Source organism: Arenimonas soli, from assembly GCF_014643775.1.
GTDB classification, from domain to species: Bacteria; Pseudomonadota; Gammaproteobacteria; order Xanthomonadales; family Xanthomonadaceae; genus Arenimonas; species Arenimonas soli.
On record NZ_BMKC01000003.1, the window covers coordinates 329,322 to 344,135 of the forward strand.

Consider the following 14,814-nt stretch of genomic DNA (forward strand, 5'->3'; position numbering starts at 1 on the left):
GCGTGCACAGGGCTCCGGCGATTAGAGCCTTTGCGGAAGAAACGTGTCAATTCGACGGCGTGCGCGACCAGACGCCGAACGCGCCCTTGGCCATGAGGTAGGCAAGCAGGTCCCCGGTCAGTGTCGCGGCCCGGAATCCGGCGACCATCACGGCGACCAGTGCGAAGGACAGCCGGCCGTCCAGCATCAGCGCGGCGACCGATTCGAACACGCCGATGCCCTGCGGCGCGAAGATCGCCGCGAAACCCGCGGACCATGCCAGCAGGTAGGTGCCCAGCAGCGAGGGCAGGTCGGCTTCGGCACGGGCGTCGGGAAAGGCGCTCCAGTAGCAGGCGAATGCGCCGGCGGCCACCATCCAGAACACGGCGCAGCTTCCGAGCACGCCCAGGTAGTGCCGAAGCCGGATCCGGCCGATGCCCGGCAGGGCGCGGTGCATCAGCCACGGCAAGCACAGCGCCAGCCCGCCTCCCGCGGCGAGCAGGGCGGGTGCAGGGACGGCCGTGGCGCCGGCGATCGCGAGCCACGCGCCGGCCAGCAACATTGCCACAGCCAGCGGCGCTGCATTCTCCAGCGCGACCAGCGCGGCGAGCTGTGACTTGCCCACGCCCATCGCGCGCAGGTCGGCCACGCGGCTCACGGTCTGCCAGATGCCGCCGGGCAGGTAGCGCGCGGGCAGGCGCCGGATATGGATGTGCAGCGCGGTGCGGTAGTCGATGGGCACGCCCAGGGCGGCCAGGGCCAGGCGCGTGGTCAGCGGCGTGAGCAGGTGCAGGCTGCACCAGGTGGCGACGGCGGCCAGCAGCAGGCGCACTTCCGCCCGGACGACAACTTCAGCCACGACATCACGGCTGGCCCAGGCGGCGAACGCAAAGAAGGCCAGGGCCAATGGAAGGAACAGGCGCCGCGCCCAGCGCAGGGTGGCTTGCACCAGGGACCTGGCCAGGGTCGTGGAACCCTCATGCACGGGGGGCACGGCGTCCAACCATCAGTCGCAGCAACAGCGAGGGAACCAGCGCGGCAAACATCACCAGGCGGTCGCCGAGCGGCTGCTTCGAGCGCAGCACCAGGCGGGACAGCGCCAGCGGCAGCGCCAGCAGCGGGAACATCCGGTCGAGCCTCGACTGGGTCACGCCTGACTCGCTCGAGGTGTAGCGCCGCAGCTTTTGCCGGTAGCTCTGTTCGATACGCTGGTCCCGGCGCGACCAGGTCGAACCCGGCGCATGCAGGAAGTCGCCACGCAGTGCCAGCGCGGACAGCAGCACCAGGTCACCGCCGACGATGCCCGGCAAGGGTCCGCAGGCGACAAGCCGGTCGCGCCGGATCAGGCCCATGACCGGATGCATGTTGCCCCACAGGACGCTGAAGAAGCGGCCGGCCGGGCCGAGGCCGCGGGTGTCGGTCCAGCCGGTCTCCCGCGGCAGCGGCTCGCCGTCGGGGCCCATCCAGCGGGAACTGGCGAAGGCCAGGCTGGCTTCGGGATGGGACTCGAGCAGGTGCACGCATTCGGACACCAGCCCCGGCGTCCACAGATCGTGGCCGGCGGCCCACATGAAATAGTCGCCCGTGCCCAGATCGACGGCCCTGCGGAAGTTCGCCGTCGCGCCCAGGTTGCTGCTTGCGGGTTCGATCCGGATGCGCGGATCTTCGGCGGCATGGGCGCGGCAGATGTCCAGGGTCGCGTCGGTGGACGCGTTGTCGCACACCACGATTTCCAGCCGCGGGTAGTCCTGGGCCCGCAGCGAACGCAGCGTCTGGTCGATGTAGGCGGACTCGTTGTAGATCGCGACGCCGATGCTGACCAGCGGGGTGGAGCGCTCGGTCACTGAGCTTCCTCCGCCGGGACGGTGGTCGCTTCGGGCAGCGGTGGCAGCGGTACGTCCACCAGGCCGATTTCGCGGGCGTAGCCGGCCACCATGCGTGCCGTCATGCCGTAGCCTTCGCGCTCGAGCGACTCGATCACGTCCCGGATGAACTCGGGCTCGTCCAGGCTCTTGTCCACGACCAGCTGCAGCAGGCCACTGGCAAGCTGTTCGTCGCCCAGGAACTTGAGTGCGTGTTCGGCGAAGGCGTAGTACTGGGTCGCGGGCATGTCGATGCGATTGACCAGCACCAGATAGGCGTCGGCGAAACGGGCATCGTCGAACTCGACGCCTTCGTGGCGCATGCGCAGCAGGTCGACGATCATGCCGATCTCCTGCGGGCCGATCGCGCGGGTCTTGAGCTTGTGCACCACCCGGTCCCACCAGGCCTGCTGGGTCGGCTGGCCGGCCAGGGCGGCGTAGACGATCAGCCCCTGCTCGGGCATCGGGGACGCGTCGGGGACCCGGGAGCCCCGTTCGAATTCCTGCACGCCCTTGGCGTAGAAGGGCGACGTGGGGTCGTTGCCCGCCAGTAGCATGTAGTGTTCGCCCAGGTCCATGCTGGCGCGCGAAGAGTCCGGATTCTTCTGCACCAGCGCCATGGACAGGTTCAGGCTGTTGCCCCAGGTCGCGCTGCGGATAAGGGTCAGGCCGGACAGGCCGACGATAAGGAGCACTACGGCGATCTGGCGCACGCGCGGCACGTCGCTCTCCGGGAGGCGGCGCACGAGCTCGGCGATGGCAAGCAGCACGCCGAGCAAGGCGAAGTGGTTGCGGTGTTCGTAAACCAGTTCAAGCGGGAAGACATTGCTGGTGAGCAGATGCGCGGCAAGGAACCAGAACAGGCCCAGGCTCACCATCGGCAGCCGTCGACGTAGCGCGAACGCGGCGGCGACCAGGGCGGTCATGAACAGTCCACCCACGAGCGTGGTCGCCGGGTCGAGCCAGCCTTTGGAGACCTGGTAGCTGTCGTAGTAGAAGACGTAGCTCGACGGCGTCGGCAGCACGATCCAGCCCAGGTACATCGGCAGGACCCGCAGCTGCGTCATCAGTCGCTCGGCCAGGCTGAAGTCGCGGATGTTGTAGGCCTCGGCGCTGGCGTATTTCGGGATGACCCAGAACACGAACAGCGCGACGGCCACCGCCACGCCCGTTGCGAAAGCCAAACGCAGCAGCCGGGTCGTGCGCGGTTGGCTGGCCCGGAACTGGAGCACCGTAAGCTCCAGGGCCAGGGCGTAGGCCGGGAACAGCACCGCCGTTTCCTTGGCGAACAGGCCAACCAGCGCCAGGGCCGCGCTGGCGGACAGCCAGAGCCAGCCCGATTGCCCGGCGATCTGGTTCCGGCGCCCGCGCAGGTAGGCCAGCAGGGCCAGCAGCACGAAGGTCAGCGACAGCATTTCCATGCGCTGCACCACGTACATGACCGTCGAAACCTGCAGCGGGTGGATGGCCCAGAACGTGGCGATGGCGAAGGCCGCCGCGGCGCCCCATCTTGCGGGTGCGTTCGAGAGCGGAAGCAGCCGGCGCAGCAGGGCGAACACCAGCAGCGCATTGAGCACGTGCAGGAACAGGTTGGTGAGCTTGAAGCCCCAGGGGTTGAGGCCCCACAGCGAGTAGTCAACGGCGAGCGACATGGTCGCGAGCGGACGCCCGGGTGGGCCCGGGTAGGCTTTCGCCGCCCGCTGCAGGGAATCGAGGTCTATCGTTTCGGCGTGCACCATCTCGTCGCGGACGATGTTCGAGAAGTCGTCGAACATGAAGCCGCCGGTGAGCCCGGGCCAGAAGGCCAGCAGCGTGAGCACCGCAAGTGCCAGGGGGAAAAGGGCGCTTGCGTAGGATTTCGGTGTCATCAGGGCGCGTTCATCTCGGGCGAAGGCCCCAGTGTACGGATTTCCGCCGCTACGGTTGCGGCCCGGGACCGGCGAATTGCCGGCGCCCGCGTATCAGGCGCAGGTGGGCGGTTTGTGGCGGTTCGACGTGCCCGCCGGTGCGACGCAACGCCAGGTGCCGGTCGAGTCCCGGGTCAGGCGCAGGGCGCCGCCGTTGATGGAGGGATGGCCCACCAGGACACACTCGATGAAGCCGGTCGGCGAGGCGTTGATGTTGATCGGGTTGCAGCGCGGGGTGCGGCTCGTCAGCCCGAGGTCGGACACGGTGAAGGTCGCGCTGCCGTCCGCCACCAGGCGGGATTCGAAGGTGACTCGGCCCGCGGTGATGTCAGCGAGGCCGCCGGTAAGCTGCGCCCGGATCACGTAATCGCGGTAGGTCGCGCCGGCAATGGCGGCGAGGATGGCGATGATCGCAACGACGATCATCAGTTCGATGAGGGTGAAGCCTTGGGAACGCTTGTGCATAACCCACCTGCGGTCTGGAGTTGAGACGGGGGCTGGGGGGCAGAGGCGGGGGGGGGCGGAGCAGGGGGCGGCGAATGCCGCCCCCTGTTTTGACGCGATGCAGCGGTATTACTGGCAGTTGCCCGGACGGTGCTTGGTCAGCGGGATGGAGCTGGAGCAGTTCCAGGCGCCGCTGGCGGACACGCGGGTCAGGGTGACGGCGAAGCCGTTCACGCTCGGGTTGCCACGGATGGTGCAGGCGATGCTGCCGTTGTTGCCGGCGGTGGTGGTGATGGCCGAGCAACGCGGGGTCGAGGAGCGCAGGCCAACGATGTTGTTGGTGACGGCGGCGCCGCTACCACGCTGGACGTACTCTTCGAACGCGGTCACGCCGCCACGGATGTCGGCCAGGCCGGCAGTCGCCTGCGAACGGGCGATGTAGTCCTGGTACAGCGGCAGGGCGATGGCGGCCAGGATCGCGATGATCGCAACCACGATCATCAGTTCGATCAGGGTGAAGCCTTTCTGGATGTTCTTCATGGGTAAATCCCCTAGGTGGATTGTGATTGTCACGTGTCCGGACGGTTGACCCCGTCCTTGGGCTGCCGCACCGAAGCACGTGCTTTGTTAGTGAAGCATCAACTGTGCCAGTCCCCGGAGGGTGCGGCACAGGCCGGAATATAGGCACAAGGTTCAACGCAAGGCCAGACAGAAACGGGACATTTCGCACGCTTTTCGCTGCAAGGGTCAGAATGTGACGCGGGGCGTCAGTTTCTGCCAATCGAGACTGTGACGGGCTTCACGCTTGGCCCTGGCCGCGCGTCACTCCATCCCCAGCTTCTTGAGCTTGTAGCGCAGCGCCCGGAACGTGATGCCCAGCTGCGCCGCCGTCTTGGTCTTGTTGTAGCGGTTCGCTTCCAGCGCCTTCTGGATGGTTTCGCGCTCCATCTGCTCGATGGCGTCGGGCAGAGCGGTGCCATCGGCCATGCCGGGCGGCACGGCGGGCGAGGGCGCGGCGGCGACGGGCCGCAGCGGCATGTCGTCCTCGGTACCGATCAGGCTGTCCACCTGCGGCAGGTAGAGGTCGGCCACTTCGATGCTCTGGCCGTCGCACAGGGCCACCGCGCGCTCGAGGATGTTCTCGAGCTCGCGCACGTTGCCTGGGAAGGGGTAGGCGGTCAGGGCCGCTTCGGCTTCTTCGCTCAGCGCCGGCAGGGTGTCGGCGGTTTCGCCGGCCAGGCGCTTGAGGATGGCTTCGGCCAGCTGCGGGATGTCCTCGCGGCGCTGGCGCAGCGGCGGCACGGCCAGTTCGATCACGTTGATGCGGTAGTACAGGTCCTGGCGGAAGCGGCCTTCTTCGACCAGCTTGGCCAGGTTCTTGTGCGTGGCCGAGAGGATGCGCACGTCCACGGGCAGCTCCGCCGGTGCTCCGACCGGGCGCACGCATTTTTCCTGGATAACGCGCAGCAGCTTCACCTGCATGTGCAGGGGCAGTTCGGCGACTTCGTCCAGGAACAGCGTGCCGCCCTGCGCCGCCTGGAACAGGCCCTCCTTGTCCACGTGGGCGCCGGTGAAGCTGCCCTTCTTGTGGCCGAAGAGCTCGCTTTCCATCAGGTCGGAAGGAATGGCGCCGCAGTTCACCGGCACGAAGGCGCCGCCGGCGCGCGAGCCTTGTTCGTGGATAAGCCGGGCGACCAGTTCCTTGCCGACGCCCGATTCGCCGCTGATGTACACCGGCGCCTGGCTGCGCGCGACGCGCCCGATGGTCTGGCGAAGTTGCTGCATGCGCGCCGAGTCGCCCAGCAGGCGGGCGCTGGCCGGCGCGGTCTTGCGCTGCTGGTTCAGGTCCAGCGCGTGCTGCACCAGGCGCCGCAGCACGGCAAGGTCCACCGGTTTGGTGACGAAGTCGAAGGCTCCGGCCTTCAGGGCCGTCACCGCGGCCTCGACGTTGCCGAAGGCGGTGATCATGGCCACGGGGATGTCGGCGTACTTCTGCGCGATGTGTTCGATCAGCTCCTGGCCCGAACCGTCGGGCAGGCGCATGTCGGTCAGGCACAGGTCGTAGCTTGCCTGGGCCAGCTGCGCACGGGCCGACGCCAGGTCCGCCGCGGTGTCCACCCGCAGGCCCATGCGGCCCAGGGTCAGGACAAGCAGTTCCCGGATGTCGCGCTCGTCATCTACTACCAGGGCGCTGCGGGCGGTGGCCATGCGGGTTCGGGGGGCTGGGGACACCCGTACATTAGCCGATGCCGGGTGTTTCAGGCCAGATTTAGCCGGTCCGGGCTGGTGTCGTGCTGCATCAGGGTCATGCCCGGCGGCAAGATGATGCGGAAGCAGCTGCCCCCGCCGGGCACCGGCTGGTAGCTCAGGCTGCACTGGTTGGCCTCGCACAATTGCTGGGCGATGTAGAGGCCCAGGCCGGTCCCGTGTTCGCTGGTCGTATAGAAAGGAGTGAAGATCTGCGCGGCCACCGGCGCCGGGATGCCCGGGCCGCGGTCGATCACGTTCAGTTCCGGCGGGGCCCCGGGCGGGGCGCTGCGCACCGATACGGTGACCTTGGCCGGCTCGCCGGGCAGGCGGCCATAGGTCAGGGCGTTCTGCACCAGGATCGTCAGCACCTGGTGCAGGTGGCGCGGGTCGGCCATGGCCAGCACGCTGCGCTCGCTGACGGCCTGCAGCACGTCGGTCTCCAGGGGGTGGCTGGCCCGGTACTCGTCCACGAAGCGCCGGGCGAACTGGCTGATGTCGATCGACTCGGGCTGGCTGCGCTCGCGCCGGGCCAGGCCCAGGATGTCCTGGACGATGCCGTTCATGCGCTGGCACTGGGTGTGGATGATTTCCAGCAGGCGCTGGTCGGCTTCGGGCAGCTGGGCGGTTTCCTCCAGCAACTGCACCGAATACATGATCGCCGCCAGGGGGTTGCGGATCTCGTGGGCGATCGAGGCCGACAGCCGGCCCAGGGTGGCCAGGGTCAGCTCTTCGGCCCGGTCCGAGTACAGCCGGCTGTCGTCGAGGAAGATCAGGAACAGGTTGTCGGTGAGGCTGAGCGAAACGAAGCGCGGCAGCACCTCGGGCGCGCCTTCGCCCAGGGTCATGGCCTTGGGGGTTTCGCCGCGGCCCTGGCGCCAGGCAAGCAGGGCCCGGTGCAGGCTCATGGCGATGTCGGCCAGTTGCCGGCGGTCCGGCGAAGGCTTGCCCAGCAGGCCCCAGGCGGCTTCGTTGCAGACCTTCACCCGGTGCTCGCCGTCCACCACCAGGATGCCGGTGCGCATGCGCCGGATCACCAGTTCGTTGATTTCGGCCTGGTTGGCCAGTTCTTCACCGCGTTGTTCGGCCAGGGCCTGCGATTCCAGCACCTGCCGGCTGAGCAGTTCGCACAGCACGGCCGTGGCCAGGTAGGTCACCGAGAACATCACCGATTCGGCCAGGGGCCGGGCATTGGCGATGTCCACCGTGCGCAGCCACAGGCTGTCGAGCAGCACCACCAGGCAGGCCGCCAGCGCGAAACCCAGGCCCAGGCGCTGGGACAGGATCAGGGCGCCGGCGCCGACGTTGAACAGCAGCAGCAGCGCCACGCCGCCCTGGCTGCCGGACGTGGTGCTGAACACCGCCGCGGCCACGGCGATGTCGATGCCCAGGCCGATCGCCGCCTGCCGCGAGGGCGGCAGCTCGCTCCGGTAGCCGGCCACCAGCAGGGTGATGGCCGCCACCGTGTAAAGCACCACCACCGACTGCAGCAGGGCCGGCTGGCGGATCTGCAGCAGGTATTCCCCGGCCGGGCTGAAGGCGACCAGGGCCAGCAGGGCCGCCTCCAGCATGCGATACAGGTTGAAAAAATAGAGCTCGCGGCGCTGGGGGCTGGGTCCGGGCGATTTGCGGGGGGCAGGGGCCATGGCGCCCAGTATGCCTCGCGGCCGGCCGCCTGGCGCAGGGGCTTTTGCGTTGGGTGGGCCGGGTCGGCGACAATACCGCCCCCGTTCGCGACCCCCTCCCCATACAGGTATCGGCATGAACTTCCACGAATACCAGGCCAAGCAGCTGTTCGGTGACTACGGCATCGCCGTCCCGGCCGGCCGCGTTGCGCGCACTTCCGACGAGGCCGTGGACGCGGCCAAGGCCATTGGCGGCGACTTCTGGGTCGTCAAGGCGCAGATCCACGCCGGTGGGCGCGGCAAGGCCGGCGGCGTCAAGCTGGCCAAGACCCTGGACGAGGTCCGCGCCTACGCCAAGGGCATGCTGGGCACGAAGATGTCCACCTACCAGACCGCCGGCGTCGAGCTGCCGGTCGACAGCGTGCTGGTGACCCAGGCCACCGACATCGACAAGGAACTGTACCTGTCGGTGCTGGTCGACCGGGCCACGCGGTCCATCACCTTCATCGCCTCCGCCGAGGGCGGCGTCGAGATCGAAAAGGTCGCCGAAACCAACCCGGACGCCATCAAGTCGCTCAACGTCAACTACGTGCAGGGCCTGCAGCCCTACCAGTGCCGCGAGCTGGGCTTCAGCCTGGGCCTGACCGCCAAGCAGGTGGGCCAGCTGACCAAGATCATGATGGGCCTGTACAAGCTGTTCAACGAAAAGGACCTGGCCCTGGTCGAACTCAACCCGCTGGCCATCCTGACCAACGGCGACCTGGCCGTGCTCGACGGCAAGATCAATTCCGACGACAACGCCGGCTACCGCCACGCCGACCTGCTGGCCATGCGCGACATCCGCCAGGAAGACGAAACCGAGGTGCTGGCCAGCCAGCACGACCTCAACTACGTCACCATGGACGGCAACATCGGCTGCATGGTCAACGGCGCCGGCCTGGCCATGGCCACGATGGACGTGATCAAGCTCAACGGCGGCGAGCCGGCGAACTTCCTCGACGTCGGCGGCGGCGCCAACAAGGAGCGCGTCACCGAGGCGTTCAAGCTGATCCTGCGCGACCCGGACGTCAAGGCCATCTTCGTCAACATCTTCGGCGGCATCGTGCGCTGCGACATGATCGCCGAGGGCATCATCGCCGCGGTCAAGGAAGTGGACGTCAAGGTGCCGGTCATCGTGCGCCTGGAAGGCACCAACGTGGACAAGGGCAAGGAGATCCTCAAGAACTCCGGCCTGGCCATCCAGCCCGCCGACGACATCAACGACGGCGCCAAGAAGGCCGTCGCGGCCGCCGCCTGATCCCCAAGGACAATCATTCCATGAGCGTTTTGATCGACAAGAACACCAAGGTCATCGTCCAGGGCTTCACCGGCCAGCAGGGCACCTTCCACGCCGAGCAGATGCTCGAGTACGGCACCAAGGTCGTTGGCGGCGTCACCCCGGGCAAGGGTGGCAGCACCCACATCGGCCTGCCGGTCTTCAACACCGTGTCCGAGGCCGTGGCCGAAACCGGCGCCGATGCTTCGGTCATCTACGTGCCGCCGCCGTTCGCGGCCGACGCCATCCTGGAAGCGGCCGATGCCGGCATCCGGGTCATCGTCTGCATCACCGAAGGCATCCCGGTGCTGGACATGCTGCGGGTCAAAAACACCCTGGCCGGCTACGACGACGTCGTGCTGGTCGGCCCGAACTGCCCCGGCGTCATCACCCCGGGCGAGTGCAAGATCGGCATCATGCCGGGCCACATCCACATGCCCGGCAAGATCGGCATCGTCTCGCGCTCGGGCACGCTTACCTATGAAGCCGTGAAGCAGACCACCGACGCCGGCCTGGGCCAGTCCACCTGCATCGGCATCGGCGGCGACCCGATCAACGGCACCAACTTCATCGACGCCCTGAAGCTGTTCCAGGACGACCCGCAGACCGAAGGCATCATCCTGGTCGGCGAAATCGGCGGCAGCGCCGAAGAGGAAGCGGCCGAGTTCATCGCCCAGTACGTGACCAAGCCCGTGGTCGGCTTCATCGCCGGCGCCTCGGCCCCGGCCGGCAAGCGCATGGGCCACGCCGGCGCCATCGCCTCCGGCGGCAAGGGCACCGCGGCCGGCAAGTTCGAGGCCCTGGAAAAGGCCGGCGTCACCACCGTCAAGTCGCCCGGTGACCTGGGCGCGGCGATCGCGGCGAAGCTGAAGAAGTAGGGCCGGCCATGCGGGGCCAGCCGGCGTCGCGTCGATCGTCCAGGGACCCGGGATGAGCGGGACCGCCTACCGCCCGGAAATCGATGGCCTGCGGGCCATCGCGGTAACGGCGGTGGTGCTTTACCACGCAAGCGCCGGGCTGCTGCCCGGCGGGTTCATCGGGGTTGACGTCTTTTTCGTCATCTCCGGTTACCTGATCACGTCGATCCTGGTCCAGGAATGGCGCGGCACCGGCCGGATCGACCTGCTGGCGTTTTATGCCCGGCGCGTGCGCCGCCTGCTCCCCGCCCTGGCGGTGGTGCTGGTGGCGACGGTGGCGGTTGCCGCCGTGTTGCTGCCACGGCTCGGTCGGTTCCAGGAGTTCGCCGAATCCGCGATCGCGTCCGTCCTGTTCATCGCCAACATCTACTTCGACCTTCGGGCCGGCGGGTATTTCGATCCCGCCATGGACAGCCAGCCGTTGCTGCATCTGTGGTCGCTGGCGGTCGAGGAGCAGTTCTACCTGGTCTATCCGCTGCTGCTGGCCGGCCTGTTTCGTCTGGTCCGGGTCCGGCCCCTGGTCGTCCTGGGCGTCCTGTCCCTGGTTTCCCTGTTCGTGGCCGAGTACTGGCTGGGCGTGTCGCCGGACACCGCCTTCTACCAGATGCCGGCCAGGTTCTGGGAGCTCGCCGTCGGCGGCATGATCGCGCTGGGCGCCAGCCAGACGCAGGGCGAGCGCAGGGCGACGATACAGGCCGGACTGGGTCTGGCCCTGATCGTGCTGTCGGCCTCGCTGCTGCAGCAGGGCTGGCGCTTCCCCGGGCTGGGGGCCCTGTCGTCGGTGGCGGGGGCCGGCCTGGTGCTCCACGCCGTGCATCATTCGCCGCGGCTGGGAATCGTCGGCCGCATGCTTTCCTTGCGGCCGATGGTGTTGCTGGGCCTGGTGTCCTACCCGCTCTACCTGTGGCACTGGCCGATCCTGACGCTTGACCAGGAAACCCGGCTGGCGCCGGCCGACACCGGTTGGAGGTTGATGTTGTGCCTCGTGGCGGTGTTGCTGGCCTGGCTGACCTACCGTTTCGTCGAAATGCCGGTCCGCCGCAGCAACTGGACCGCCGGAGCCGTGCTGCGGCGCGGAACGCTGGGTTCGACCGCCGTGCTGGTGGCCATACTCGGGCTGACGACGATCAATCTCGGGGCGGAAGGATCGGACCTTGTGACGCGGACGCGGCAGGATCGTCCCGCCGACATGGCCCGCTGCCACTTCGACCAAAGCGACACGATCACGCACCTGTCACCGGGGTCGTGCGGCTCGCAGCCCGGCCGGGACGCCCGGCTGGCCATCTGGGGAGATTCGCACGCCCTGGCCTGGAAGCCGCTGGCGTGGTTGCTTGCGCAACAGGCGGGCGTCGCCGCGGAGGCCCACACGATGGATGCCTGCCCGCCGGTGCCGGGTTACCGCGGACACCTTCCGGCGGCGCCCGGTTTCGGCGAAAACTGCGCGGCGTTCAACGCGCTCGTCCGCCAACGCATCGAGGCCCGGCAGTACGACACACTGATCCTCGCGGCCCGGTGGCCGGCCCACCTGGACATCGCCCTGTTCTCCGAACACGAGCTCGCGCGGCGGTCACGCACCGTGGCCGAATCACCGTCGCCGTCCGAAATCACGGTGGGCCTGCGCGATACCCTCGCGATGGCGTCAAGGCATGCGCGCCGGGTGCTGGTCATCGGTCCGACGCCGGTGCTGCGCTTCGACGCACCCGACTGCATCGGGACCTCGCGGCTTTCCGAGTGCACGCGTCCGCGCGATGAATACGAGCGCCTGGTCCTGCCGGCCCGGCAGGCGCTGTTGACGGCCGCGGCCGGACTGCCGAACGTGCAGGTAATCGACCCGACGGACTTCTTCTGCTCGGCGACCGAATGTCCCGCAGTGAAGGATGGTTACGGACTGTTCTGGGATGATGACCATGTGTCGTCCACGGCCGCGAAAGCGTTCGCGGCCGAACTGGCTGCGGAGCCGGCCCGCTTCGAACTCGGGGGCGTTCCCGTCCCTGCCAACAACGCCAAGTGAGGCATCCCATGTCCCAGCCCCGCCGATTGCGCATCGCCCTGGCCCAGTTCGACTTCCCCGTCGGCGACGTCGCCGGCAACGCGGCGCGCATGGCGGCCTGGGTGGCCGAGGCGCGCGACGTGCACGGCGCCGACCTGGTGCTGTTCCCGGAGCTGGCGCTCAGCGGCTATCCGCCCGAAGACCTGGTGCACCGGCCGGCCTTCCTGCAGGCCTGCGAGGAAGCCCTGGCCGGGCTTGCGAAGGCCTGCACCGGCATCGTCGCCGTGGTCGGCTGGCCGCAGGCGGCGGGGTCGATCGTCTACAACGCCGCCAGCGTGCTGCGCGACGGCAAGGTGGCGGCCACCTATCGCAAGCGCGAGCTGCCCAATTACGCGGTGTTCGACGAGCGCCGCTATTTCGACGTCGATCCCGACGGCGGCGCCTGCGTCTTCACCGTCAAGGGCGTGCCGGTCGGGCTGGTGATCTGCGAGGACCTGTGGTTCCCCGAGCCCCTGGCCGAAACCGTGGCGATGGGCGCGAAACTGGTGGTGGTGCCCAATGCCTCGCCCTTCGAGCGCGGCAAGACCGCCCGGCGCGACAGCCTGCTGGAGATGCGCGTGCAGGAAGCCGGCATCGGCCTGGCCTACCTCAACGTGGTCGGCGGCCAGGACGAACTGGTGTTCGACGGCGCCTCGGTGCTGGCCGATGCCGACGGCACCCTGCACGAGGCCGCCGAGGCCTTCGTGGACCACTGGCTGGTGGCCGACTTCGACGCCGGTGACGGCCAGTTCACCCGCGTGCACTGGGCCACCGAAGACGACGAGTCCTGGCAGTCCCAGGCCTGGCGCGCCATCGTGCGCGGAATCCGCGACTACTGCGGCAAGAACGGTTTCGACAAGGTCTGGCTGGGCCTGTCGGGCGGCATCGATTCAGGCCTGGTCGCGGCCCTGGCGGTGGACGCCCTGGGCGCCGGCAACGTCACGGCCGTGCGCTTGCCGTCGCGCTACACCTCCGACCTGAGCAACGACCTGGCCGACGAGCAGGCCAGGCTGCTGGGCATCCGCCTGGAGACCGTGGCCATCGAAGCCCCGTTCGAAGGCTTCCTGCAGGCGCTGGGGCCGATTTTCGAAGGCCAGGAGCCGGGAATCGCCGAAGAAAACCTGCAGTCGCGCTGCCGCGGTGCGCTGATGATGGCGCTGTCGAACAAGTTCGGTGGCCTGTTGCTGACCACCGGCAACAAGAGCGAATACGCCGTGGGTTACGCCACCATCTACGGCGACATGTGCGGCGGCTTCGCGCCCATCAAGGACCTGTACAAGACCGAGGTCGTGGCCCTGTGCCACTGGCGCAACGCCCGGTCGCGGGTGATCCCGGAAGAAGTGATCACGCGCCCGCCCTCGGCCGAGCTGCGCGAAAACCAGACCGACCAGGACTCGCTGCCGCCCTACGAGGTGCTCGACGGCATCCTGCTTCGCTACGTCGACCAGGACCGGTCGCCGGAAGAGATCGTCGCCGACGGCTTCGACGCCGGCACGGTCGAGCGGGTGCTGCGGCTTTTGCGGGTCAATGAATGGAAACGGCGCCAATCGGCGCCGGGTCCAAAGCTTTCGCATCGCGCCTTCGGGCGCGAACGCCGTTACCCGATCAGTTCGGGCTGGCGCGACTGATCATTGCCCCGAAAACGGGTTGAGCTTGCTGAAGAACCCCTGGCCATCGGGCCAGTCGCCGGTCAGGTAGGGGTGCTGCGGGTAGTTGGCTTCGAGCACCTTGCGGCTGTTGGCGGCCAGTTCGTCCTGGCCCAGTTCGGTGTAAGCCGAGGCCATCAGCGCCAGGGCGTCACCGTCGTGTTCGCTCTGCGGGTAGGTCTGCAGGATGTACTTGCCGCGGTTGGCGGCCGCCACGTAGGCGTCGCGGCGCAGGTAGTACAGGCCGACCTGGAGTTCGTGGCGCGCCATCAGGTTGCGCAGGTAGATCATGCGCTGGCGCGAATCGGGCGCGTAGCGGCTGTTGGGGTAGCGGCGCAGGACCTCGGCGAAGTCGTTCAGGGACTGCGTGGGCGCGCCCAGGTCGCGCTTGGCCATGTCCTGGTTGGCGATGCGCAGCAGCGTGGCGCGGCCCTGGTCGAAGTTGATCAGCGCCTTGAGGTAATAGGCGTAATCAATATGCCGGTGCGTCGGATAGGTGCGGATGAAGCGGTTGACCGCCGAGGTGGCTTCTTCGTTCTTGCTCTGCTTGTAGAGCACGTAGGCCACTTCCAGCTGCGCCTGTTCGCTGTAGGGGCCGTACGGGAAGCGGGCGACCAGGCGCTGGAAGTACAGCTCCGACCGGTTCCAGTTGTTCTTTTCCATCGCCGACTTGCCGACCCGGTACATCTCTTCGACCGGCAGCGATTCGGTGGGTTTTTCCTTGTCGCCGTCGAACCAGCCGCCGACGGTCTTGCAGCCGGCGAGGGCGAGGATCATCACCAGGAGGGCGGAAATACGGATCAGGCCGGTCGGTCGGGTCATCAGGGGAGCGGGTTCGGGCGC

General features: G+C 68.1%; 12 protein-coding genes. 4 read left to right on the plus strand and 8 right to left on the minus strand.

Annotation, left to right across the window (positions count from 1 at the left end; translation table 11 throughout):
- Positions 1-46: 46 nt before the first annotated feature.
- From IEX13_RS12185 to IEX13_RS12215, 7 genes are all read right to left on the minus strand, one after another.
- Entirely contained in the window at positions 47-973 is a 927-nt protein-coding gene (locus IEX13_RS12185; RefSeq protein ID WP_188664695.1) for a hypothetical protein, read from the minus strand.
- A complete protein-coding gene (locus IEX13_RS12190; protein WP_188664697.1) occupies positions 957-1,823 on the minus strand; it encodes a glycosyltransferase family 2 protein in 867 nt (288 codons plus the stop codon). The genes IEX13_RS12185 and IEX13_RS12190 overlap by 17 nt, the downstream gene beginning before the upstream one ends.
- Positions 1,820-3,709 (minus strand): hypothetical protein, encoded by a 1,890-nt coding sequence (locus tag IEX13_RS12195; protein WP_188664699.1) that lies wholly within the window; start codon positions 3,707-3,709, stop codon positions 1,820-1,822. Before IEX13_RS12195 ends, IEX13_RS12190 begins: the two co-directional genes overlap by 4 nt.
- 93 nt (positions 3,710-3,802) lie before the next feature.
- Positions 3,803-4,213, minus strand: a complete 411-nt coding sequence (locus IEX13_RS12200) for a pilin (protein ID WP_188664701.1) — start codon at positions 4,211-4,213, stop codon at positions 3,803-3,805.
- Positions 4,214-4,321: 108 nt separating this feature from the next.
- Complete coding sequence (locus tag IEX13_RS12205) at positions 4,322-4,732, minus strand: pilin (protein ID WP_188664703.1); 411 nt, start codon at positions 4,730-4,732, stop codon at positions 4,322-4,324.
- A gap of 282 nt (positions 4,733-5,014) precedes the next feature.
- Entirely contained in the window at positions 5,015-6,400 is a 1,386-nt protein-coding gene (locus IEX13_RS12210; protein WP_188664704.1) for a sigma-54-dependent transcriptional regulator, read from the minus strand.
- 50 nt (positions 6,401-6,450) lie between these two features.
- Positions 6,451-8,085, minus strand: a complete 1,635-nt coding sequence (locus IEX13_RS12215; RefSeq protein ID WP_188664708.1) for a sensor histidine kinase — start codon at positions 8,083-8,085, stop codon at positions 6,451-6,453.
- Positions 8,086-8,200: 115 nt separating this feature from the next.
- On the opposite strand from IEX13_RS12215, the gene sucC reads away from it, so the two are divergent.
- Genes sucC through IEX13_RS12235 form a run of 4 tightly spaced genes read left to right on the plus strand, consistent with a single transcriptional unit; the run spans position 8,201 to position 13,953 of the window.
- On the plus strand, positions 8,201-9,361 hold the full coding sequence (gene sucC, locus IEX13_RS12220; protein WP_188664711.1) for an ADP-forming succinate--CoA ligase subunit beta: 1,161 nt from the start codon (positions 8,201-8,203) through the stop codon (positions 9,359-9,361).
- 20 nt (positions 9,362-9,381) lie between these two features.
- A complete protein-coding gene (sucD, locus tag IEX13_RS12225) occupies positions 9,382-10,257 on the plus strand; it encodes a succinate--CoA ligase subunit alpha (protein ID WP_188664714.1) in 876 nt (291 codons plus the stop codon).
- A gap of 52 nt (positions 10,258-10,309) precedes the next feature.
- The gene (locus tag IEX13_RS12230) at positions 10,310-12,307 is read left to right on the plus strand and encodes an acyltransferase family protein (protein ID WP_268235900.1); all 1,998 of its coding nucleotides are present in this window, start codon (positions 10,310-10,312) and stop codon (positions 12,305-12,307) included.
- A gap of 8 nt (positions 12,308-12,315) precedes the next feature.
- Complete coding sequence (locus tag IEX13_RS12235) at positions 12,316-13,953, plus strand: NAD+ synthase (RefSeq protein ID WP_188664722.1); 1,638 nt, start codon at positions 12,316-12,318, stop codon at positions 13,951-13,953.
- Here the strand turns inward: IEX13_RS12235 and IEX13_RS12240 are convergent, their stop codons facing one another.
- Positions 13,954-14,793 carry an outer membrane protein assembly factor BamD gene (locus IEX13_RS12240; protein ID WP_188664725.1) on the minus strand — a complete coding sequence of 280 codons (840 nt, stop codon included), beginning with the start codon at positions 14,791-14,793 and terminating at the stop codon, positions 13,954-13,956. It abuts the gene before it with no gap.
- Positions 14,794-14,814: the final 21 nt, after the last annotated feature.